Below are 21,399 nucleotides of genomic sequence, written 5' to 3'. Positions count from 1 at the left end.
GCTCAAAGATGACAGGTGGGATAATACTGCCTATGGGGTGTTCTCCACTTGAACCTCGGCTGTCGGCAAGGCACATCAGCATTTCCCTCAGCACCCGTCAAAAACCTATTAGACTCCGCTGACTTGAAAGGTGAATGACCAAGGACCGTCCATGAAACGCAGCCTGACCGTGCTCGCTCTGCTGATTGCCGCCCTCATGGCCGGCGCTGGCGTGTATGTCTACAGCAAGCAACCCACCCGCCAGGGCACCGAAACGCTGGCCAACCTGCAAGGCACAGTCACCGTGCGCTACGACGACCGGGGTGTGCCGCACATTCGCGCCGAGAACGAAACCGACCTCTACCGCGCCCTGGGTTACGTGCATGCCCAGGACCGGCTGTTCCAGATGGAGATCATGCGGCGCCTGGCCCGTGGCGAACTGGCCGAGGTGCTCGGGCCCAAGCTGCTGGACACCGACAAGTTGTTCCGCAGCCTGCGTATTCGCGAACGCGCCTTGAGTTACGTGGAGCACATCGACCACGACTCGAAGGCATGGAAGGCCTTGCAAGCCTACCTGGACGGCATCAACCAGTATCAGGACAGCCACGCCAGCCCGATGGAGTTCGACGTGCTGGGCATCGCCAAGCGGCCGTTCACTGCCGAGGACACCATCAGCGTTGCCGGGTACATGGCCTACAGCTTTGCCGCCGCGTTTCGTACCGAGCCGCTGCTGACTTACGTACGCGACCAGCTGGGCAGCGACTACCTGAAAGTCTTCGACCTGGACTGGCAGCCCAAAGGCGCGCTCAACCTTGCCGCCAGCGACTGGAACACCCTCGGCGCAATCGCCTCGTTGAGCGAGCAGGCCCTGGCCGACAATGGCCTGCCACAGTTCGAAGGCAGCAACGCCTGGGCCATCAGTGGCAGCCGCACCAAAAGTGGCAAGCCCTTGCTGGCGGGTGACCCGCATATTCGTTTCTCGGTGCCGTCGGTGTGGTACGAGGCGCAGCTGTCGGCGCCGGGCTTTGAGCTGTACGGTTATCACAACGCGCTGGTGCCGGTGGCGTTCCTGGGCCACAACCTGGATTTCGGCTGGAGCCTGACCATGTTCCAGAACGATGACCTCGACCTGATCGCCGAAAAGGTCAACCCGGACAACCCCAATCAAGTCTGGTATCACGGCCAATGGGTCAACATGACCAGCAGCGAGCAGCAGATTGCGGTGAAGGGCGAGGCACCGGTGACCCTCACCCTGCGCCAGTCGCCCCACGGCCCGATCATCAATGACGTGCTCGGCGAAAATGCCGGCAAGACGCCGATTGCCATGTGGTGGGCATTCCTGGACACCGAAAACCCGATTCTCGAAGGCTTCTACCAACTCAACCGCGCCGACACGCTGGCCAAGGCGCGCGCGGCGGCGGCGCTGGTTTCTGCACCCGGCCTGAATATCGTGTGGGCCAACGCCAAAGGCGATATTGGCTGGTGGGCGGCGGCGCAACTGCCGGTGCGCCCGGCTGGCGTGAATGCCGGGTTTATCCTCGACGGCAGCACCGCCCAGGCCGACAAGCTGGGCTTTTACCCGTTCAGCGCCAACCCGCAGGAGGAAAACCCGGCGCGCGGTTATGTGGTGTCGGCCAATGCCCAGCCAGTGTCGCCCACCGGTATGGAGATTCCCGGTTATTACAACCTGGCCGACCGTGGCCAGCAGTTGAACATGCAGTTGAGCGACAAGAGCGTGAAATGGGACGTGACCAACAGCCAGGCCTTGCAACTGGGCACCACCACCGCCTATGGCCCACGCTTGCTGGCGCCACTTTTGCCGGTGCTGCGTGAGGTGGTCAAAGACCCGGCGCAGTTGCAACTGGTGGAACAACTGGCCGCCTGGAAAGGTGATTACCCGCTGGAGTCCACCAGCGCCACGCTGTTCAACCAGTTCCTGTTCAACCTCACGGACGCGGCGTTTCACCCGAAACTCGGCGACGGCATGTTCAAGACCCTGCTCACTACGCGCGTGATCGATGCGGCATTGCCACGCCTGGCCGCCTCGCCGGACTCGCCATGGTGGAACGGCTCTCGTGCGGACACCGTCAAGCTCGCCTGGGACAACAGCCTGGCGCACCTCAAGGCCACCTTCGGCGATGACCCCACACAGTGGCAATGGGGCAAGGCGCATACCCTGACCCAGGGCCACCCGCTGGGCCAGCAAAAACCGTTGGATAAAATCTTCAACGTCGGCCCGTTCCCCGCACCCGGCACCCACGAAGTGCCGAACAACCAGTCCGCCATGATCGGCCCGGCACCCTGGCCAGTGACGTACGGCCCATCGACCCGGCGCCTGATCGACTTCGCCGACCCGGCTCACGCCCTGACCATCAACCCGGTGGGGCAAAGCGGCGTGCCGTTTGACTCGCACTATGACGACCAGGCGCAAACCTACATCGAAGGCGGCTACGAACAAGCGCATTTCAGCGATGAGGAAGTGACGGCAAATACCCGGGGTACGTTGAAGCTGTTGCCAGCGCGGTAATACCGATCACTGTGGGCTGGTTTTTGTGGGCGCTGGCTTGCCTGCGATGCAAGCCCCTCGGTGTTACTGATAGACCGCGGTGATGCTATCGCAGGCAAGCCAGCTCCCACACAAGCCTGCGCCAGCCTACGACACGCTCAAACCGGCGCCGCAAAGTTAAGTCGGAACTGTTGCGGCGTTACGCCCAGCCGGCGGTTGAACACGCTGCGCATGTGCTGGGCGTCGCGAAACCCGCATTGATAGGCCACGGTCTTCAGCGGCGCAGGGCTGCTTTCGAGCATCACCCGCGCCGCGTCCACCCGCGCGCGCTCGACGAACTCGGCCGGGGTTATGCGCGCTTCACGGGCAAACACCCGGGAGAAATTGCGCGCGCTCATATTCGCCGCCTTGGCCAGGTCGGCGATGGTCAAATCACCGGTCAGGTTGGCCAGCACGTACAGCTGCACCAACGCCACCGCCGAAGTGCTTTCGGCGTGGGGCGTCAGGAATGGACTGAACTGCGACTGCCCGCCCGAGCGCTGAGTAAACACCACCAGGCGTTTGGCCACACTCAGCGCGACTTCCGGACCGTGGTCCTGGGCCAGCAGAAACAGCGACAAGTCAATGCCGGCCGTGACCCCGGCCGAGGTGTAGAGGTTGCCGTCCTGCACGTAGAGGCGGTCGGCGTCGACCTGGGCCGAGGGGCACAGGCGCGCCAGGTCGGCGGCATCGTTCCAGTGGGTGGTGACGGTTTTGCCGTCCAGCAGTCCGGCTCGCGCCAGCATGAAGGCGCCGTTGCAGATCGAGCCGAAACGCTGCGCCCGGGCGGCGGCGGCGCGTAGCCAGTCATCAAACTGCGCGCCGAAATCCTCGAAGGGCAATTGCGGGCCACCGGCGACCAGCAGCAAGTCGTAGCCTTGCACGGCTTCGCTGTAATGCCGGTGGGCCTGCAGCGACAAGCCATTGGAGGCGGCCAGGGTGCCGTGGCCCAGGCCGAGCACTTCAAGCTGGTAGTGGTCTTGCGGCGGCAGAAAACGGTTGGCCTCGCAGAACACATCCATGGGGCCGGTCACGTCCAGTGACTGGACGCCGGGGAAGATCAGGATGGCGACGGTTTTGCCCATGGGTGGTAAACCTTGATTAACTGAATGAACACAAATCCCCTGTGGGAGCTGGCTTGCCTGCGATGGCATCACCTCAGTCTAACTGACAGACCGAGTCGCCAGCCTCGCAGGCAAGCCAGCTCCCACAGTTGACCGTGTACAGCCTTGGCACGATGTAGCGCCACTTTGGCCGACATCGCATCCTCACCGTGATAGCCCCCTCGCGCAGGCGCGACCAGACTGGACTCATCGGCGCCACCCCCGGCGCTTTGTTGAGGAGAACGACCATGAGCACCACCATCGCCGGCATCCAGATCCCGGACAGCGCCTTGGCCAAGGCCACCACCGAATACATCCGCGACGTCGAATCCGACCTGCTCTACCACCACTCTCGCCGCGTGTTCCTGTTCGGCGCCTTGAGCGGTGAGCGCAAGCAGCTGGCCTACAACCCGGAGCTGCTTTACGTCGGCGCCATGTTCCATGACCTGGGCATGGTTGAAGGCCATCGCAGCGACAACGAGCGTTTCGAAGTGGACGGCGCCAACGCCGCCGCCGCGTTTCTCAAGCCGTACGGGCTGAGCGATGACGATATCGAGCAGGTGTGGCTGTCCATCGCCCTGCACACCACGCCGGGCGTGCCGCAGCACCTGCGCCCGACCGTCGCGCTGGTGACTGCCGGTGTCGAGATGGACGTACTGGGCATGGACTACGCCGCGTTTTCCAGCGTGCAGCGCGAAGCCGTGGTGCATGCGCATCCACGCGGTGAAGGGTTCAAGGAGTGCATTATCTGCGCGTTTGCCGACGGCTTGCGCCATCGCCCGCAGACCACGTTCGGCAACGTGAAGACCGACGTGCTGGTGGATCAGGAGCCGGGGTTCAAGCCGATGAATTTTGTGGAGGTGATTCGTAAGTCGCCGTGGGCGGCTTAATCAGCCTGAAATACAATCAAATGTGGGAGCGGGCTTGCTCGCGAATGCGGAGTGTCAGTCACCCGATGTACTGACTGATCCACCGCATTCGCGAGCAAGCCCGCTCCCACATTTTTGATCCGGTTCCGTCAGGCTGCGCCAGTTAGACCGGCGCAGGCGCCCGGCGCTTGTCCGGCTGCTGCCAGCCATCCGCTGCCGCTTCTTCAATCGCTTGCTGAATGGCTTTCTTGCGGTGCTCTTCGGCACGGCGGCTGAAGAACCACACCAGGAAGGTCACCAGCGACACCGCCAACAGAATCAGGCTGGCCACGGCGTTGATCTCGGGTTTAACCCCAAGGCGCACGGCCGAGAACACTTCCATCGGCAAGGTGGTCGAACCGGGGCCCGACACGAAGCTGGCCAGTACCAGGTCATCCAGCGACAGCGCGAACGACATCATGCCGCCCGCCGCCAAAGACGGCGCGATCATCGGGATGGTGATCAGAAAGAACACCTTCCACGGCCGCGCGCCCAGGTCCATTGCCGCCTCTTCAATCGACAGGTCCAGCTCACGCAAGCGCGCCGACACCACCACCGCCACATACGCCGCACAGAACGTGGTGTGGGCGATCCAGATAGTCACGATGCCACGCTCCTGGGGCCAGCCGATCATCTGCGCCATGGCCACGAACAGCAGCAACAGCGACAGACCGGTGATCACCTCGGGCATGACCAGCGGCGCCGTTACCAGGCCGCCAAACAGCGTACGGCCCTTGAAGTGGCTGATGCGCGTCAGCACGAACGCCGCCAACGTCCCCAGCGCCACGGCGGCCACCGCCGTGTAGCAGGCGATTTCCAGAGAGCGTGCCACCGAGCCCATCAACTGGGTGTTGTCCAGCAGGCCCACGTACCACTTGATCGACCAACCGCCCCACACCGTCACCAGCTTGGATTCGTTGAACGAGTAGATCACCAGGATCAGCATCGGCAGGTAGATGAACAGCAACCCCGCCACCAGCATGAAACTCGAGAAACTGAAGCGCTTCATATCTTGCCCTCCATCTCTTTGGCTTGGCTGCGGTTAAACAGGATGATCGGCACGATCAGGATCGCCAGCATCACCACCGCCAGGGCAGACGCCACCGGCCAGTCACGGTTGTTGAAGAATTCTTGCCACAACACTTTACCGATCATCAGCGTTTCCGGGCCGCCGAGCAGCTCCGGGATCACGAACTCGCCCACCACCGGAATGAACACCAGCATGCAGCCGGCGATGATGCCGTTCTTGGACAGCGGCACGGTGATTTTCCAGAAGCTGTTGAAGGTGCTCGAGCCCAGGTCGGACGCGGCTTCCAGCAGGCTCTGGTCGTGTTTGACCAGGTTGGCGTACAGCGGCAGGATCATGAACGGCAGGTACGAATAGACCACGCCGATGTACACCGCGATGTTGGTGTTGAGGATCTGCAGCGGTTCGTTGATCAGCCCCATGGACATCAGGAAGCCGTTGAGCAAGCCGTTGTTGCTGAGGATGCCCATCCACGCATACACGCGGATCAGAATCGCGGTCCAGGTCGGCATCATGATCAGCAGCACCAGCACGGTCTGCATCTCTTTGCGTGCGCTGGCAATGGCGTAGGCCATCGGATAGCCGATCAACAGGCACAAAATCGTGCTGAAAAACGCCATCTTCAGCGAGCCCAGGTACGCGGCGATGTACAACTCGTCGTCGCCGAGCATCGCGTAGTTGCCCAGGTTGAGCACCAGTTGCAGCTTTTGTTCAACGAAGGTGTAGATCTCGGTGTAAGGCGGGATCGCTACGTCGGCTTCGGCAAAGCTGATCTTCAAGACGATGAAGAACGGCAGCGCGAAAAACAGGAACAGCCAGAGGAAAGGGATCCCGATGACCACATGCCGGCCACCGGGTGTTATTCGTTGCAGCTGGCGTTTGAACTTCTTCATATTCATGAGCGAAGCACCACGCCGCTGTCGTCTTCCCACCACACGTACACCTGGTCACCCCAGGTTGGGCGCTGGCCACGGCGTTCGGCGTTGGCGACGAAGGACTGCACCAGCTTGCCGCTCGGCAGTTCCACGTAGAACACCGAGTGGCCGCCCAGGTAGGCGATGTCGTGCACCTTGCCGCTGGACCAGTTGTGCTCACAGGTCGGCATTTGGGTGGTCACCAGCAGCTTTTCAGGGCGGATGGCGTAGGTCACCGACTTGTCTTCCACGGCAGTCGCGATGCCGTAACCCACGTAGATGTCGCGGTCCAGGTCCGGGCACTTGAGCACCGCGTGGCCTTCGGCGTCGTCCACCACTTGGGTGTCGAAGATGTTTACGTTGCCGATGAACTCGCACACCAGGCGGCTGGTTGGCGTTTCGTAGATGTCGATCGGGCTGCCGATCTGCGCGATCCAGCCCAGGTGCATGATCGCAATGCGTTCGGCCATGGTCATGGCCTCTTCCTGGTCGTGGGTCACCATCACGCAGGTCACGCCCACGCGCTCGATGATCTCCACCAGCTCCAGTTGCATCTGCGAACGCAGCTTCTTGTCGAGGGCGCCCATCGGCTCATCAAGCAGCAGCAGTTTCGGGCGCTTGGCCAGCGAGCGAGCCAGTGCCACACGCTGACGCTGACCACCCGACAGTTGATGCGGCTTGCGCTTGGCGTACTGGCTCATCTGCACCAGCTTGAGCATCTCGGCCACACGGGCGTCGACTTCAGCCTTGGGAATCTTGTCCTGCTGCAGGCCGAACGCGATGTTCTGCGCGACCGTCATGTGCGGGAACAAGGCGTAGGACTGGAACATCATGTTGATCGGCCGCTCGTACGGCGGCATGTCGGTGATGTCCACGCCGTCGAGGTAAATGCGACCTTCGGTTGGGCGCTCGAAGCCTGCGAGCATGCGCAGCAAGGTGGATTTGCCCGAACCCGAACCGCCGAGCAAGGCGAAGATCTCGCCTTTCTTGATTTCCAGGGACACATCGTCCACGGCAATCGTCTCGTCGAACTTCTTCGTGACCCGGTCGATTTTGACCAACACCTTTTTCGGTGTCTGGTCGCCCTCGAGGGCTTTCTTATAGGCGCCGGAGGCAACTGCCATTTACGAAACTCCCAACAAAATTTGAGGTTCGCCCAATACGGGCGAAACCTTGGATAGTTTGAGCTTTAAGCCTTACTTGCCCGTCTTGACCTTGGTCCAGCTACGGGTCATTAAACGCTGCACGTTCGGGGGTAACTCGAAGTTGACAAACGTCCGGTCGAGAACCGCCTGCGGTGGGTAAACCGCTGCGTCAGTGCGTATCGATTGCTCCATCAGTTTGTCCGCCCCGGGGTTAGGGTTGGCGTAACCGACGTAATCACTGACCTGAGCGATCACCTCAGGTTGCAGTAAATAGTTGATGTAGGCGTGGGCCTCTTTAACGTTGGTCGCGTCCGCCGGAATCGCCAGCACGTCAAACCACAGGTTGCCGCCTTCTTTCGGAATCGCGTAGGCGATCTTCACGCCCTTGCCCGCCTCGGCCGCGCGGGCCTTGGCCTGGAACACATCGCCGGAGAAGCCTGCCGCCACGCAGATGTTGCCGTTGGCCAGGTCCGAGATGTACTTGGACGAGTGGAAGTAAGTCACGTAAGGACGCACTTTCAGCAGTTTCTCTTCGGCCTTTTTATAGTCGGCCGGGTTGGTACTGTTGGGGTTCAGGCCCATGTAGTTGAGCACCGCCGGCAGCATTTCATCGGCCGAGTCCATGAACGAGACGCCACAGGTGGCCAGCTTCTTCATGTTCTCCGGCTCGAACAGCACGGCCCAGGAATCGATATGGTCGACGCCCAGTACTTCTTTGACTTTGTCGACGTTGTAACCGATGCCGTTGGTGCCCCACAGATACGGCACGGCGTACTGGTTACCCGGATCGTTCTTTTCCAGACGCTTGAGCAGCGCCGGGTCGAGGTTTGCATAATTGCTCAGCAATGACTTGTCGAGCTTCTGGAACGCCCCGGCCTTGATCTGCTTGCCGAGGAAGTGGTTCGACGGCACGACCACGTCGTAACCGGTACGCCCGGCGAGCAACTTGCCTTCCAGGGTTTCATTGGAATCAAACACGTCATACACGGGTTTGATGCCGCTGGCCTTTTCAAAGTTGGCCAGGGTGTCGGGGCCGATGTAGTCCGACCAGTTATAAATATGCACAGTCGGCGCGGCCTGCACGCTGACAGCCAGCGTGATACCTGCACCCACCAGCACGGCTTTGCGAAATAAAGAAATTGGCAAGTGGAGGTCCTCTTAAATAGTTGGGCCTTAAAGTTGTTGCCCGGCAACAAAACCGGCGCGCAACTTACCCTCGATAAACCGATCCGGCAAAACTTTCTGTCATTTAATTTGTGGGAGTCGGTCTAGGTGGGAGCGGGCTTGCTCGCGAAGGCGGTGTGTCAGCCAGCAGGTGTATCAACTGATACACCGCTTTCGCGAGCAAGCCCGCTCCCACACAAGCCCCCTCCCACAGGGTTTAAGGCTTATTTACCCGATTTGATTTTGGTCCAGCTGCGGGTCATTTCACGCTGAGTTGCAGCCGGCAAGTCAGCAATGGCGTAGAGCTTGGCTTGCACATCGGCGGACGGGTAGATGCCCGGGTCGCTGGTGATGTCTTTGTCGACCAGTGGGGTCGCTTTCTCGTTACCGTTCGGGAAACGTACGCTGTTGGTGATGGCAGCCATGACTTTCGGCTCCAGCAGGTAGTTCATGAACTTGTAGGCAGCGTCGACGTTTTCGGCATCTTTAGGGATGGCGACCATGTCATAGAAACTGCCGGCGCCTTCTTTCGGAATGTCGTAGGCCACCTTGACCTTGCCACCGGCTTCAGCTGCGCGGGATTTGGCCTGCTGGATGTCACCCGAGTAGCCCACGGCTACGCAGATGTTGCCGTTGGCCAGGTCCGAGATGTACTTGGACGAGTGGAAGTAGCTGATCGATGGACGCAGCTTGAGGAACAGGTCCTCGGCTTGCTTGAGGTCGGCCTTTTTCTGGGTGTCGGTCGGCAGCCCCAGGTAATGCAGCGCCACCGGCAGCATTTCGGTTGGCGAATCCAGGAAGCTCACGCCGCAGCCTTTCAGCTTGGCGAGGTTCTCCGGCTTGAGGATGGTGTCCCAGGATTCGATCTTGTCGATGCCCAGTGCAGCCTTGACCTTCTCCGGGTTGTAGCCGATACCGATCGAGCCCCACATGTACGGGAAGGCGTGCTTGTTGTCCGGGTCGCTGACCGACACGGCCTTGAGCAGGGACTTGTTCAGGTTGTCGTAGTTGGACAGCTTGGACTTGTCCAGCTCCTGATAGACACCGGCCTTGATCTGCTTGGCGAGGAAGTTGTTCGACGGTACGACAATGTCGTAACCGGACTTGCCTGCCAGCAACTTGGCTTCCAGCGTCTCGTTGCTGTCGAAAACGTCGTACACCACTTTAATGCCCGACTCTTTTTCAAAGTTGGCGATGGTGTCCGGTGCAATGTAGTCGGACCAGTTATAGACGTGCAGCACTTTATCGTCTGCCTGGGCCGCGCCCGCCATTGCGCCCAACAGGGACAAGGCGAGGAGGGTCTTGCCAGCGTTCTTCAAACCTAATGCCTTCATTTGGTGATGCTCCAATTTTTCTTTTTTGGGCCACATTTTTTACACGTTCAGCGGCCCTTCCAAAGGGCAACAAAACAGGGCGACAGTCTGGCAAGTTCAGGGGCCGGCTTTCAACCAAAGCACCCTTATTACTGCGTTTTTGTAACTGCCCGGACGCAGCGCCCGAAGCCGCTGCGCCCTGAGCCTAGCACTTAGCCCTGCAATGCCGCCAAAGTCAGGTCCAGGCACTGGCGAGCCTTGGTGACCAGTTCGTCGATTTCCGCCTTGCTGATCACCAGCGACGGCGAAATGATCATGGTGTCGCCCACGGCGCGCATGATCAGGCCGTTATCGAAGCAGAACGTGCGGCAGATCATGCCCACGCCACGGCCTTCGTAACGTTTGCGCGTGGCCTTGTCCTGCACCAGCTCAATCGCCCCGAGCATGCCGACTCCGCGAACTTCACCCACCAACGGGTGATCAGCCAGTTCCCTCAGACGTTTCTGCAAATACGGTGCCGTTTCTTCGTGCACACGATTAACGATTTCTTCATCGCGCAGGATGCGGATGTTTTCCAGCGCCACAGCTGCCGCCACCGGGTGACCGGAATAGGTGAAGCCGTGGTTGAAATCGCCGCCTTCGTTGAGCACGGCGACCACGTCGTCGTGCACGATCAGGCCGCCCATGGGGATGTAACCCGAGGTCAGGCCCTTGGCGATGGTCATCATGTGCGGCTTGAGGTCGTAGAAGTCGCTGCCGAACCACTCACCGGTACGGCCGAAACCGCAGATCACTTCGTCAGCAACAAACAGGATGTCGTACTTGGCGAGGATTTCCTTGATGCGCGGCCAGTAGGTTGCTGGCGGCACGATCACGCCACCGGCGCCCTGGATCGGCTCGGCAATAAAGGCACCGACGTTGTCCACGCCCACTTCCAGAATCTTCTCTTCCAGCTGGTTGGCGGCCCATACCCCGAACTCTTCAGGGCTCATGTCGCCGCCTTCGCCATACCAGTACGGCTGGGCGATGTGGGTGATGCCCGGGATCGGCAAGTCGCCCTGTTCATGCATGTAGGTCATGCCGCCCAGGCTGGCGCCGGCCACGGTAGAGCCGTGGTAGCCATTCTTGCGGCTGATGATGGTTTTCTTGTTTGGCTGGCCCTTGATCGCCCAGTAGTGGCGGACCATGCGCAACATGGTGTCGTTGCCTTCGGAGCCTGAACCGGTGAAGAACACATGGTTCATGCCGGCCGGTGCGATGTCGGAAATAACCTTGGCCAACTCCAGCACAGGCGGGTGAGCGGTCTGGAAGAACAGGTTGTAGTACGGCAGTTCTTTCATCTGCTTGGCGGCGGCGTCAGCCAGTTCATCGCGACCGTAACCGATTGCCACGCACCACAGGCCGGCCATGCCGTCGAGGATCTTGTTGCCTTCGCTGTCCCACAGGTAAACGCCGTGGGCTTTGGTGATGATCCGTGGGCCTTTCACTTTCAATTGCTTGAAGTCACTGAACGGCGCCAGGTGGTGATCGTTGCTCAAGGCTTGCCATTCACGGGTTTGCGGGTTGTTGCTGGACATACCAATCTCCTAGACTTTTTCAGGTGAGGGCGCGCCAATCCTGCGGCGCGCCCGGCGCATCAGACGGCGAAGAGCAGGAATTCCCGCTCCCATGAACTGATCACGCGCTTGAAGTTTTCATGCTCGGCCCGCTTGACCGCGACGTAGCCTGTGATGAATTTTTGACCCAGGTATTTCTCGATGGTCTTGCTGTTTTCCATGCGTTCCAGGGCGTCTTCGATGGTCAACGGCAGGCGCAGGTTGCGCCGCTCGTAGCCACGACCCACCACGGGCGCGCTCGGGTTGTGGCCTTCGACCATGCCGATGTAGCCGCACAGCAGGCTGGCGGCAATCGCCAGGTACGGGTTGGCGTCGGCGCCCGGCAGGCGGTTTTCGACGCGACGGTTCTGCGGGCCGGCATCCGGCACGCGCAGGCCCACGGTGCGGTTCTCTTCGCCCCACTCCACGTTGACCGGCGCCGAGGTGTCGGGCAGGAAGCGGCGGAACGAGTTCACGTTGGGGGCAAACAGCGGCAGCAATTCAGGGATGAATTTTTGCAGGCCGCCAATGTGGTTAAGGAACAGCTGGCTCATGGTCCCGTCTTCATTGGAGAAGACGTTCTTGCCGGTGGCGATGTCGATGATGCTCTGGTGCAAGTGCATCGCGCTGCCGGGCTCACCGGTCATCGGCTTGGCCATGAAGGTGGCGGCCACGTTGTGCTTGAGCGCGGCTTCACGCATGGTGCGCTTGAACACCAGGATCTGGTCGGCCAGGGACAGGGCATCGCCGTGACGGAAGTTGATTTCCATCTGCGCCGTGCCGTCCTCGTGGATCAGCGTGTCGAGGTCCAGCTCCTGCAGCTCGCACCAGTCGTAGACGTCTTCGAACAATGGGTCGAACTCGTTGGCCGCTTCTATAGAGAAGGATTGGCGACCGGTCTCCGGGCGCCCGGAACGGCCGATCGGCGGTTGCAGCGGGAAGTCCGGGTCTTCGCAGCGTTTGGTCAGGTAGAACTCCATCTCCGGCGCCACGATGGGCTGCCAGCCTCTGTCGGAGTACAACTTGAGGACTTTCTTGAGCACGTTGCGCGGCGACAGCTCGATCGGGTTGCCTTGCTTGTCGTAGGTGTCGTGAATCACCTGGGCGGTGGGCTCGATGGCCCAGGGCACCAGGAACACGGCGTTCTGGTCCGGGCGGCAGATCATGTCGATGTCGGCCGGGTCGAGCAATTCGTAATAGATGTCGTCTTCGACATAGTCGCCGGTCACGGTCTGCAACAGAACGCTCTCGGGCAGGCGCATGCCTTTTTCGGCGATGAACTTGTTGGTCGGCGAGATCTTGCCCCGGGTGATGCCGGTGAGGTCGCCAATCATGCATTCGACTTCTGTGATCTTGTGGTCTTTCAACCAATCGGTGAGCTGGTCGAGGTTGTTACTCATAAATGCCTCTGGGCTGTGTTTCCTGACATCCATTAAAGGTCAGGCGTAAGTTGACGCAGCATCCGCGTCGCGTTGCATCGCCCGCTGTCGACAGGCCGAACCAAAGGCCTGGAAGATCGCGAGGTAGTGCGGGTTAGAGCTTACCTGCCATTCGGGGTGCCATTGCACTCCTAAAGCAAAAGCCTTGCCCGCGGTGTAAGAAAAAGCTTCGATCAACCCATCAGGCGCGGTGGCTTCGACCTGCAAACCGGGCGCCAGGCGGTCAACGCCCTGGCTGTGAATCGAGTTGACCTGGATCGTCTGCGGCAAACCCAGGCTTGCCAATACCCCATTCGGGGAGATCGCCACGGCGTGCGCCGGGCCGTACTGAACGTCCAGCGGCTGAGTGTCGTCTTCGCGGTGATCCATCATGCCCGGCACTTCATGAACCTTCTGGTGCAGGCTGCCGCCAAACGCCACGTTCATTTCCTGGAACCCACGGCAGATGCCCAGCACCGGCACGCCTGCCGCAATCGCGGCACGCAGCAACGGCAAAGTGGTCTGGTCGCGTGCAGAATCATGAGCAGTCCCGGGCGCGCTGGCCGGACCGTCGTAATGAAAGGGTTCGATATTGGAAGGAGAGCCGGTAAATAGAATGCCATCCAGGCCGTCAAAAATATTGGCCGGGTCGAGCAGATCGCCCAAGGATGGAATGATCAATGGCAAGCCCTTGGCAGCGGTGGCCACTGCACGGACGTATTTGTCGCCACTGATGTGATAAGCATGCAGACCGACCTGTTTGGAGCAGGCGGTGACGCCGATTAACGGCAGGCGAGACATGAAGCACCCCGGTATTATTGCTGTTATGGGTTTGAATCGAGCTTAGCCTTGTTCATTTTTTTACACAACACCCCCGTAAAAAATACAACACGGCCCGCTCAAGCCTGCTAGTCCCAAGCCCTCCAAACCCAAAAAACCGCCCCAAAAAGCCCCAAAAAAGGCCTCATGGCGCTTTTTTAGGGCAAAAAAGGCCTCGCTTGACTTCGGCATGCCGTTCGGGTTGACTGAAACCAGAAAAGATCAATGATTGATATTTTTAACAACAAAGGTGTTGCATCATGTCGGTACCCCCGCGTGCCGTTCAGCTTAACGAAGCGAACGCGTTCCTTAAGGATCATCCTGAGGTTCTGTACGTAGACCTTCTAATTGCGGATATGAATGGTGTGGTGCGCGGCAAGCGCATCGAACGCACCAGCCTCCACAAGGTTTACGAGAAGGGCATTAACCTGCCTGCCTCTTTATTTGCCCTGGATATCAACGGCTCGACGGTGGAAAGCACCGGCCTGGGTCTGGACATCGGTGATGCTGACCGAATCTGTTATCCGATCCCCGACACCCTGTGCAATGAACCCTGGCAAAAGCGCCCCACCGCGCAACTGCTGATGACCATGCACGAACTTGAAGGTGAACCTTTCTTCGCCGATCCTCGCGAAGTACTCCGCCAAGTTGTCAGCAAATTCGACGACCTCGGTCTGACCATCTGCGCCGCCTTCGAGCTTGAGTTCTACCTGATCGACCAGGAGAACGTGAACGGCCGTCCCCAACCGCCCCGCTCGCCGATCTCCGGCAAACGCCCGCACTCGACACAGGTCTACCTGATCGACGACCTCGACGAATACGTCGACTGCCTCCAGGACATTCTGGAAGGGGCCAAAGAGCAAGGCATCCCTGCCGACGCCATCGTCAAGGAAAGTGCCCCGGCGCAGTTCGAAGTGAACCTGCACCACGTGGCCGACCCGATCAAGGCTTGCGACTACGCAGTACTGCTCAAGCGCCTGATCAAGAACATCGCCTACGACCATGAGATGGACACCACCTTCATGGCCAAGCCTTACCCGGGCCAGGCAGGCAACGGCTTACACGTACACATTTCGATCCTGGACAAGGACGGCAAGAACATCTTTGCCAGCGAGGATCCCGAGCAGAACGCCGCATTGCGTCACGCGATCGGCGGTGTGCTCGAGACCCTACCCGCCCAAATGGCGTTCCTGTGCCCTAACGTCAACTCCTACCGTCGTTTCGGCGCACAGTTCTACGTGCCGAACTCGCCGTGCTGGGGCCTGGATAACCGCACCGTAGCGATTCGCGTACCGACCGGCTCGTCCGATGCCGTACGTATCGAACACCGCGTGGCCGGCGCCGACGCCAACCCTTACCTGCTGATGGCTTCGGTCCTGGCAGGCGTGCACCACGGTCTGACCAACAAGATCGAACCGAGCGCACCCGTGGAAGGCAACAGCTACGAGCAGAACGAACAAAGCCTGCCGAACAACCTGCGCGATGCCCTGCGCGAGTTGGACGACAGCGAGGTGATGGCCAAGTACATCGATCCCAAGTACATCGATATCTTCGTTGCCTGTAAGGAAAGTGAGCTGGAGGAGTTTGAACACTCCATCTCCGACCTTGAGTACAACTGGTACTTGCATACCGTGTAAGCGGTTTCGGTATTCAATGCGGTGGGCAAGCTTTCTGTGGCGAGCAGGCTTGCCCTGCGTTGGGCTGCGAAGCGGCCCTAAAACCGGACGCCGAGTTCTTGCTGAAGGAACTCGGCGTTTCTATTGGGGCTGCTTCGCAGCCCAGCGCAGGGCAAGCCTGCTCGCCACAACAAGACTGATCCCCAGCCCCCACCTCATCCCAGGTATGGATCATCCACTGGCTCTGCGTACAATGCGCTCTGCCTTGTAGGAGACTTCCATGACTACCCGCCCCGCCGCTCCTCGCAAACCCCGCGCCCGCAGCCAGGCCCGGATCGATGCGATCCTCGACGCCGCCCGCACCTTGCTGGCGACCCAAGGCGTGGCCAGTTTGTCGATCTACAGCGTGGCCGAGCGCGCGCAGATTCCACCCTCGTCGGTGTACCACTTCTTTGCCAGCGTGCCGGCGTTGCTGGAAGCCCTGACCGCCGATGTGCACGCGGCGTTCCGGGCGGCGATCCAGGCGCCCATCGAGCACGAGCCACTCAAGCATTGGCGTGACCTGTCCTGCATCGTCGAGCAACGCATGCTCAGCATCTACGACCGTGACGCCGCCGCACGCCAATTGATCCTGGCCCAGCACGGGCTGACCGAAGTGACCCAGGCGGACCGTCAGCATGATCTGGAATTGGGGGATTTGATGCTGGAGGTGTTCAATCGTCACTTCGAAGTGCCGACGTTGCCCACCGATGTGGATGTGTTTGCCCTGGCGCTGGAACTGAGCGACCGCGTTTACGCGCGCTCGGTGCATCAGCACGGGCAGATTACGCCGCGCATGGCCGAGGAAGGAATGCGGGTGTTTGATGCGTATGTGGGGCTTTATTTGCCGGCGTATTTACCCAAGCGGTAAAGCTCGTGGTGACTGGGCCGGCCTCTTCGCGAGCAAGCCCGCTCCCACACTTGACCGAGTTCCAACGCTGGAATGCATTCAAATGTGGGAGCGGGCTTGCTCGCGAAGGCGGCCTCCAGAGCGACGACAATCACAACTTGGCGATCGACACCTCGGTGGACTTAACAAAGGCAATCACTTCGCTGCCAATCACCAACTCCAGCTCTTTGACCGAGCGGGTAGTGATCACGGAGGTCACGATGCCGGACGCCGTCTGCACGTCGATTTCCGACAACACGTCGCCTTCGACGATTTCCTTGATAGTGCCCTTGAACTGGTTACGTACGTTGATGGCTTTGATAGTCATGATGGTTTTCCTCTATGAGTTATTGGGCCCAACGCAATTGCGTAGGCAGCGGTGAAACAGGTTCGGGTTCCGGCGGCGTGCCGGGCAACGACAGCACACGGTTGAGCACTTCGGCTTCCAGCGCCGCCAGGCGATGTGAGCCCCGGGCGCGTGGGCGCGGCAGGTCGACGATCAGGTCGAGACCGATCTCGCCGTCCTCGATCAGAATCACCCGGTCGGCAATCGCCACGGCTTCGCTGACGTCGTGAGTCACCAGCAACACGGTGAAGCCGTGCTTCTGCCACAGGTTTTCGATCAGTTGCTGCATCTCGATACGGGTCAGGGCATCCAGCGCACCCAGCGGCTCATCCAGCAGCAGCAGGCGCGGCTGGTGAATCAACGCGCGAGCCAGCGCCACACGCTGCTTCTGGCCACCGGACAAGGCCGCCGGCCACTCGTTGGCACGCTCGGCCAGGCCAACCGCTTCCAGCGCTTCAAGCGCCTTGGGACGCCAGTTGCCCTTCAGACCCAGCCCCACGTTGTCGATGATCTTTTTCCACGGCAGCAGGCGCGCTTCCTGAAACATCAACCGCGTGTCTTCAATCGCATCGCCGAGTGGCGCGGAGCCCGCCAGCAGCTCACCGCCGCTGGCTTTGTCCAGGCCAGCCAGCAAGCGCAGCAAGGTACTTTTGCCGCAGCCGCTGCGCCCCACCACCGCCACGAACTGGCCAGCGGGAATGTGCAGATCAATCTCTTTAAGTACTTCCCGCGCACCAAAGGCCTTGCGCAATTTGCGCACCGCCAGCGGGATGCCCTTGAGCAGGCGCGGAGGTTGTTGAGCCGTCATGCCGCACCTCCTTTATTCACTTGATAGGCCGGGTGCCAGCGCAGCCACACACGCTCCAGGCCACGCGCGGCCAGGTCGGCCAGCTTGCCGAGGATGGCGTACATGACGATGGCCAACACCACCACGTCGGTTTGCAGAAATTCACGCGCATTCATCGCCAGGTAACCGATGCCGGAGCTGGCCGAGATGGTTTCCGCCACGATCAGCGTCAACCACATAAAGCCCAGGGCGAAGCGCACGCCCACCAGGATCGACGGCAGCGCGCCCGGCAGGATCACCTGACGGAACAGGCTGAAGCCGGACAAGCCGTAGCTGCGCGACATTTCTACCAGCGCCGGGTCGACGTTGCGGATGCCGTGATAGGTGTTCAGGTAAATCGGGAACAGCGTGCCGAGGGCGACCAGGAAAATCTTCGCGGTCTCGTCAATGCCGAACCACAGGATCACCAGCGGAATCAGTGCCAGGTGCGGCACGTTGCGGATCATCTGCACCGAGCTGTCCAGCAGGCGCTCGCCCCATTTCGACAGGCCGGTGATAAAGCCCAGGGCCAGACCGATGCTGCCACCGATCACAAAACCCAGGCCGGCACGCCAGCCGCTGATGGCCAGGTGTTTCCAGATTTCACCGGTGCGCACCAGGTTGACCCCGGCTTCGATCACAGCGCTCGGCGCCGGCAGAATGCGCGTCGACAACCAGCCCGCCGATACCGACAGCTGCCACACCGCCAGCAACAGAATCGGCAGCACCCAAGGCGCGACACGATGGCTTAATTTTTCATAGTTCATGACTACGCCTCAGCTCTGCGACGCCGCTTTGGGAAGGATGTCGTTGGCGACCATCTCGCCGAACGGGCTGACGTAACCGGCGCTTTTCGGCAGCTCGGGACGTTCGATATCCAAGTGCGGGAACAGCAGTTCGGCAACCCGATACGACTCTTCCAGGTGTGGATAACCGGAGAAGATGAACGTGTCGATGCCCAACGCGGCGTATTCATTGACGCGTGCCGCGACGGTCGGGCCATCGCCCACCAGCGCGGTGCCTGCGCCGCCGCGTACCAGGCCAACGCCGGCCCACAGGTTGGGGCTGACTTCGAGGTTGTCGCGGTTGCCGCCGTGCAAGGCGGCCATGCGCTGCTGGCCCACGGAGTCGAAGCGTGCGAGAGAAGCCTGGGCACGGGCGATGGTCTCGTCATCCACATGGGAGATCAGTTTGTCCGCGGCTTTCCATGCTTCGTCGTTGGTCTCGCGCACGATCACATGCAGGCGAATGCCAAAGCGCACGGTGCGCCCGAGCTTCGCGGCCTTGGCGCGCACCTGTTTGATTTTTTCCGCGACCGCAGCCGGTGGTTCGCCCCAGGTCAGGACCATTTCAACCTGTTCGGCTGCCAAGTCCTGGGCCGCTTCGGAAGAACCGCCGAAGTACAGCGGCGGACGCGGTTGCTGGATCGGCGGGTAGAGCAATTTGGCACCTTTGACGCTGATGTGCTCGCCGTCGTAGTCCACGGTTTCGCCTTCGAGCACGCGGCGCCAGATGCGCGTGAATTCCACCGAGGCCTGGTAGCGCTCTTCGTGGCTGAGGAACAAGCCGTCGCCGGCCAGTTCTTCCGGATCACCGCCGGTGACCAGGTTGAACAGCGCACGGCCGCCGGACAGGCGATCCAGGGTCGCGGCCTGACGCGCGGCCACCGTCGGGGAAATGATCCCGGGGCGCAGAGCCACAAGGAATTTCAAGCGCTGAGTCACCGGGATCAGCGAGGCGGCCACCAGCCACGAGTCTTCGCAGGAGCGGCCGGTGGGAATCAGCACACCGCCAAAACCCAGCCGGTCAGCGGCTTGGGCCACTTGCTGCAGATAACCGTGATCGACGGCGCGAGCGCCTTCGGCGGTGCCAAGGTAATGGCCGTCGCCGTGGGTAGGCAGGAACCAGAAAATATTGAGGCTCATGGAGTTGTCTCCTGAAGAAATCGGATTACGGCGCTGTGGCAACGGCGGCGGGTGGCGTCCAGATCACGTCCTTGATGTTCAAGGGTTTGGGGATCAGTTTGAGCTGGTAGAAGCTGTCGGCGATTTTCTGCTGGGCGGCGACCACGTCCGGAGTCAGGAACAGCGCGCCGTAGCCCTGGCGCTTCACCGAGGTCAGGGTGATGTCAGCCGGCAGGCCAAGCAGCGGTGCGACTTGTTCGGTGACTTCCTGCGGGTTGGCCTTGGACCATTCGCCCACTGCGCGCACTTCTTCCACCAGCGCCTTGATCACTTCAGGGTGCTGCGTGGCGTACGGCTTGGTGGCCAGGTAGAACTGGTGGTTGTCGGCAATGCCGGTGCCGTCCCGCAGGGTGCGTGCCTGCAGTTGTTTCTCGGCGGCAGCCTGGTACGGGTCCCAGATCACCCAGGCGTCGACGCTGCCACGCTCGAACGCGGCGCGGGCATCGGCGGGCGGCAGGAACACGGTCTGCACGTCGGTGTATTTCAGGCCGGCATCTTCCAGCGCACGCACCAGCAGGTAGTGCACGTTGGAGCCTTTATTGAGCACGATTTTCTTGCCCTTGAGCTCGGCCACGGATTTGATCGGCGAGTCTTTCGGCACCAGGATCGCTTCGCTGGTCGGCGCCGGCGGCTCGTAAGCTACATAGAGCAGATCGGCACCGGCCGCCTGGGCGAAGACCGGCGGGGTTTCGCCGGTAACGCCGAAGTCGATGGAGCCGACGTTCAGGCCTTCGAGCAGTTGCGGGCCACCGGGGAATTCAGTCCATTGCACCTGCACGCCTTGGGCGGCCAGGCGTTTTTCCAGGGTGCCCTTGGCTTTGAGCAGCACCAGCGTGCCGTACTTCTGATAGCCGATCCGCAGGGTTTCGGCGGCTTGGGCTTGAACCGTGGCGCCGAAGGACACAGCCGCAACAAACAGTGCGACCAGACCACGACGCAAGATGACAGTGCGCATGGCGCTCTCTCCAAAAATGCGATGAGGGGGTTGGCTGCACCTGCTTGGCCGTTGGCGGCTGAGTAAGGTGAGTACTACAAATTCCGGTGAGGCTTAAATGCTCCAGCGAGCACTCAACAAACGTTCATTCAACACATTGGGGTCCAGCGGTTTCGGGCGACGGGCCATGGCGCTATAGAACGTCTCCAGGGCCTCGTGCAAACGCTGTTCAAGCACGGGCACCAGCTGCGCCTGGGCGCTGCCTTCGGCATAAGCGATCTGGCTGTCCTCGGCAAAAATGCCGTGGAGCAATTCCTGGGCCTTGAGGGCCGACAGCACGGGTTTCAGTGCGTAGTCCACCGCCAGCATGTGCGCGATGCTGCCGCCCGTGGCCATGGGCAATACGATCTTGTGCGCCAGGGCGCGTTCGGGCAGCAGATCCAGCACGGTTTTCAGCGCGCCGGAGAACGAGGCTTTGTACACCGGCGTGGCAATGACCAGGCCGTCGGCGTTGGCGACCTGTTGCAGCAGGTCGATGACCTTAGGGCTGTCGAAGCGCGCATGCAGCAAGTCTTCGGCCGGGAAGTCCCGTATCTGATAACTCACCACTTCCACGCCTTTGTCTTGCAGCCACTGACGGGTTTTTTCCAGCAAGACCCCGGAGCGGGAACGCTGGCTGGGACTGCCTCCAAGTGTTACGACCAGCATGCAGGTATTCCTTGAGCAAGTGTCGGCGGTTCGCTGTGTGGCGATGGCGCCAAGATGGGACAGACCATATCAGGTGATTTATATATCTATAAATCTTATTTTTTCATTTGTTTATTCTATAAATGCATATGCACTTTATAAATCCTG

At 60.6% G+C, this 21,399-nt stretch carries 19 protein-coding genes; 4 read left to right on the top strand and 15 right to left on the bottom strand.

Annotation, left to right across the window (positions count from 1 at the left end; all coding sequences use genetic code 11):
- Nucleotides 1–151 precede the first annotated feature (151 nt).
- Nucleotides 152–2,506 (top strand): penicillin acylase family protein, encoded by a 2,355-nt coding sequence (locus ACP7B3_RS11005; protein ID WP_426178785.1) that lies wholly within the window; start codon nucleotides 152–154, stop codon nucleotides 2,504–2,506.
- A 137-nt stretch (nucleotides 2,507–2,643) separates the two neighbouring features.
- On the opposite strand, the gene ACP7B3_RS11000 is transcribed toward ACP7B3_RS11005, so the two are convergent.
- Nucleotides 2,644–3,609, bottom strand: coding sequence for a GlxA family transcriptional regulator (locus ACP7B3_RS11000; RefSeq protein WP_242199772.1), 966 nt, complete (start codon nucleotides 3,607–3,609; stop codon nucleotides 2,644–2,646).
- Nucleotides 3,610–3,875: 266 nt separating this feature from the next.
- Here ACP7B3_RS11000 and ACP7B3_RS10995 point away from each other — a divergent pair, with 266 nt between their 5' ends.
- The gene (locus tag ACP7B3_RS10995; protein WP_426178784.1) at nucleotides 3,876–4,517 is read left to right on the top strand and encodes an HD domain-containing protein; all 642 of its coding nucleotides are present in this window, start codon (nucleotides 3,876–3,878) and stop codon (nucleotides 4,515–4,517) included.
- Nucleotides 4,518–4,659: 142 nt separating this feature from the next.
- Here the strand turns inward: ACP7B3_RS10995 and ACP7B3_RS10990 are convergent, their stop codons facing one another.
- From ACP7B3_RS10990 to ACP7B3_RS10955, 8 genes are all read right to left on the bottom strand, one after another.
- Nucleotides 4,660–5,544 (bottom strand): ABC transporter permease subunit, encoded by an 885-nt coding sequence (locus tag ACP7B3_RS10990; RefSeq protein ID WP_106575745.1) that lies wholly within the window; start codon nucleotides 5,542–5,544, stop codon nucleotides 4,660–4,662.
- Nucleotides 5,541–6,461 carry an ABC transporter permease subunit gene (locus ACP7B3_RS10985; RefSeq protein WP_145157884.1) on the bottom strand — a complete coding sequence of 307 codons (921 nt, stop codon included), beginning with the start codon at nucleotides 6,459–6,461 and terminating at the stop codon, nucleotides 5,541–5,543. Before ACP7B3_RS10985 ends, ACP7B3_RS10990 begins: the two co-directional genes overlap by 4 nt.
- On the bottom strand, nucleotides 6,458–7,600 hold the full coding sequence (locus tag ACP7B3_RS10980) for an ABC transporter ATP-binding protein (RefSeq protein ID WP_065893882.1): 1,143 nt from the start codon (nucleotides 7,598–7,600) through the stop codon (nucleotides 6,458–6,460). The genes ACP7B3_RS10985 and ACP7B3_RS10980 overlap by 4 nt, the downstream gene beginning before the upstream one ends.
- A gap of 72 nt (nucleotides 7,601–7,672) precedes the next feature.
- Nucleotides 7,673–8,767 (bottom strand): polyamine ABC transporter substrate-binding protein, encoded by a 1,095-nt coding sequence (locus ACP7B3_RS10975; RefSeq protein WP_262206593.1) that lies wholly within the window; start codon nucleotides 8,765–8,767, stop codon nucleotides 7,673–7,675.
- A 242-nt stretch (nucleotides 8,768–9,009) separates the two neighbouring features.
- A complete protein-coding gene (locus tag ACP7B3_RS10970) occupies nucleotides 9,010–10,104 on the bottom strand; it encodes a polyamine ABC transporter substrate-binding protein (RefSeq protein ID WP_145158574.1) in 1,095 nt (364 codons plus the stop codon).
- Nucleotides 10,105–10,310: 206 nt separating this feature from the next.
- The gene (locus tag ACP7B3_RS10965; protein WP_426178783.1) at nucleotides 10,311–11,675 is read right to left on the bottom strand and encodes an aspartate aminotransferase family protein; all 1,365 of its coding nucleotides are present in this window, start codon (nucleotides 11,673–11,675) and stop codon (nucleotides 10,311–10,313) included.
- A gap of 59 nt (nucleotides 11,676–11,734) precedes the next feature.
- Complete coding sequence (locus ACP7B3_RS10960) at nucleotides 11,735–13,093, bottom strand: glutamine synthetase family protein (RefSeq protein WP_017139534.1); 1,359 nt, start codon at nucleotides 13,091–13,093, stop codon at nucleotides 11,735–11,737.
- 39 nt (nucleotides 13,094–13,132) lie between these two features.
- Nucleotides 13,133–13,912, bottom strand: a complete 780-nt coding sequence (locus tag ACP7B3_RS10955; RefSeq protein WP_145157893.1) for a gamma-glutamyl-gamma-aminobutyrate hydrolase family protein — start codon at nucleotides 13,910–13,912, stop codon at nucleotides 13,133–13,135.
- A 278-nt stretch (nucleotides 13,913–14,190) separates the two neighbouring features.
- Here ACP7B3_RS10955 and ACP7B3_RS10950 point away from each other — a divergent pair, with 278 nt between their 5' ends.
- Nucleotides 14,191–15,567, top strand: a complete 1,377-nt coding sequence (locus ACP7B3_RS10950) for a glutamine synthetase family protein (RefSeq protein ID WP_145157896.1) — start codon at nucleotides 14,191–14,193, stop codon at nucleotides 15,565–15,567.
- Nucleotides 15,568–15,826: 259 nt separating this feature from the next.
- Nucleotides 15,827–16,456, top strand: a complete 630-nt coding sequence (locus ACP7B3_RS10945) for a TetR/AcrR family transcriptional regulator (protein ID WP_145157898.1) — start codon at nucleotides 15,827–15,829, stop codon at nucleotides 16,454–16,456.
- A 130-nt stretch (nucleotides 16,457–16,586) separates the two neighbouring features.
- Here ACP7B3_RS10945 and ACP7B3_RS10940 read toward each other — a convergent pair whose 3' ends face one another.
- From ACP7B3_RS10940 to ssuE, 6 genes are all read right to left on the bottom strand, one after another.
- Nucleotides 16,587–16,802 (bottom strand): TOBE domain-containing protein, encoded by a 216-nt coding sequence (locus ACP7B3_RS10940; RefSeq protein WP_003213899.1) that lies wholly within the window; start codon nucleotides 16,800–16,802, stop codon nucleotides 16,587–16,589.
- Between the two features lie 19 nt (nucleotides 16,803–16,821).
- Complete coding sequence (ssuB, locus tag ACP7B3_RS10935) at nucleotides 16,822–17,628, bottom strand: aliphatic sulfonates ABC transporter ATP-binding protein (protein ID WP_106575750.1); 807 nt, start codon at nucleotides 17,626–17,628, stop codon at nucleotides 16,822–16,824.
- A complete protein-coding gene (gene ssuC / locus ACP7B3_RS10930) occupies nucleotides 17,625–18,413 on the bottom strand; it encodes an aliphatic sulfonate ABC transporter permease SsuC (protein WP_145157904.1) in 789 nt (262 codons plus the stop codon). The genes ssuB and ssuC overlap by 4 nt, the downstream gene beginning before the upstream one ends.
- Before the next feature lie 9 nt (nucleotides 18,414–18,422).
- Nucleotides 18,423–19,571: an FMNH2-dependent alkanesulfonate monooxygenase gene (gene ssuD, locus ACP7B3_RS10925; RefSeq protein ID WP_426178782.1), complete on the bottom strand. Its 1,149-nt coding sequence runs from the start codon at nucleotides 19,569–19,571 to the stop codon at nucleotides 18,423–18,425.
- A gap of 25 nt (nucleotides 19,572–19,596) precedes the next feature.
- Nucleotides 19,597–20,565, bottom strand: a complete 969-nt coding sequence (locus ACP7B3_RS10920) for a sulfonate ABC transporter substrate-binding protein (protein ID WP_426178781.1) — start codon at nucleotides 20,563–20,565, stop codon at nucleotides 19,597–19,599.
- A gap of 93 nt (nucleotides 20,566–20,658) precedes the next feature.
- Nucleotides 20,659–21,252: an NADPH-dependent FMN reductase gene (gene ssuE / locus ACP7B3_RS10915; protein ID WP_106575754.1), complete on the bottom strand. Its 594-nt coding sequence runs from the start codon at nucleotides 21,250–21,252 to the stop codon at nucleotides 20,659–20,661.
- Nucleotides 21,253–21,399 lie beyond the last annotated feature (147 nt).

The sequence above is a fragment of the Pseudomonas sp. TWRC1-2 genome, from assembly GCF_049896685.1.
Classification (GTDB): Bacteria; Pseudomonadota; Gammaproteobacteria; order Pseudomonadales; family Pseudomonadaceae; genus Aquipseudomonas.
The sequence above is the reverse complement of the archived record's forward strand: the minus strand, read 5'-3'. Positions and strand labels throughout refer to the sequence as shown.

Coding starts and splice junctions, on each gene's coding strand:
- ACP7B3_RS11005 (WP_426178785.1), top strand. CDS start 152: ATGAAACGCAGCCTGACCGTGCTCGCTCTGCTGATTGCCGCCCTCATG.
- ACP7B3_RS11000 (WP_242199772.1), bottom strand. CDS start 3,609: ATGGGCAAAACCGTCGCCATCCTGATCTTCCCCGGCGTCCAGTCACTG.
- ACP7B3_RS10995 (WP_426178784.1), top strand. CDS start 3,876: ATGAGCACCACCATCGCCGGCATCCAGATCCCGGACAGCGCCTTGGCC.
- ACP7B3_RS10990 (WP_106575745.1), bottom strand. CDS start 5,544: ATGAAGCGCTTCAGTTTCTCGAGTTTCATGCTGGTGGCGGGGTTGCTG.
- ACP7B3_RS10985 (WP_145157884.1), bottom strand. CDS start 6,461: ATGAATATGAAGAAGTTCAAACGCCAGCTGCAACGAATAACACCCGGT.
- ACP7B3_RS10980 (WP_065893882.1), bottom strand. CDS start 7,600: ATGGCAGTTGCCTCCGGCGCCTATAAGAAAGCCCTCGAGGGCGACCAG.
- ACP7B3_RS10965 (WP_426178783.1), bottom strand. CDS start 11,675: ATGTCCAGCAACAACCCGCAAACCCGTGAATGGCAAGCCTTGAGCAAC.
- ACP7B3_RS10960 (WP_017139534.1), bottom strand. CDS start 13,093: ATGAGTAACAACCTCGACCAGCTCACCGATTGGTTGAAAGACCACAAG.
- ACP7B3_RS10955 (WP_145157893.1), bottom strand. CDS start 13,912: ATGTCTCGCCTGCCGTTAATCGGCGTCACCGCCTGCTCCAAACAGGTC.
- ACP7B3_RS10950 (WP_145157896.1), top strand. CDS start 14,191: ATGTCGGTACCCCCGCGTGCCGTTCAGCTTAACGAAGCGAACGCGTTC.
- ACP7B3_RS10945 (WP_145157898.1), top strand. CDS start 15,827: ATGACTACCCGCCCCGCCGCTCCTCGCAAACCCCGCGCCCGCAGCCAG.
- ACP7B3_RS10940 (WP_003213899.1), bottom strand. CDS start 16,802: ATGACTATCAAAGCCATCAACGTACGTAACCAGTTCAAGGGCACTATC.
- ssuB (WP_106575750.1), bottom strand. CDS start 17,628: ATGACGGCTCAACAACCTCCGCGCCTGCTCAAGGGCATCCCGCTGGCG.
- ssuC (WP_145157904.1), bottom strand. CDS start 18,413: ATGAACTATGAAAAATTAAGCCATCGTGTCGCGCCTTGGGTGCTGCCG.
- ssuD (WP_426178782.1), bottom strand. CDS start 19,571: ATGAGCCTCAATATTTTCTGGTTCCTGCCTACCCACGGCGACGGCCAT.
- ACP7B3_RS10920 (WP_426178781.1), bottom strand. CDS start 20,565: ATGCGCACTGTCATCTTGCGTCGTGGTCTGGTCGCACTGTTTGTTGCG.
- ssuE (WP_106575754.1), bottom strand. CDS start 21,252: ATGCTGGTCGTAACACTTGGAGGCAGTCCCAGCCAGCGTTCCCGCTCC.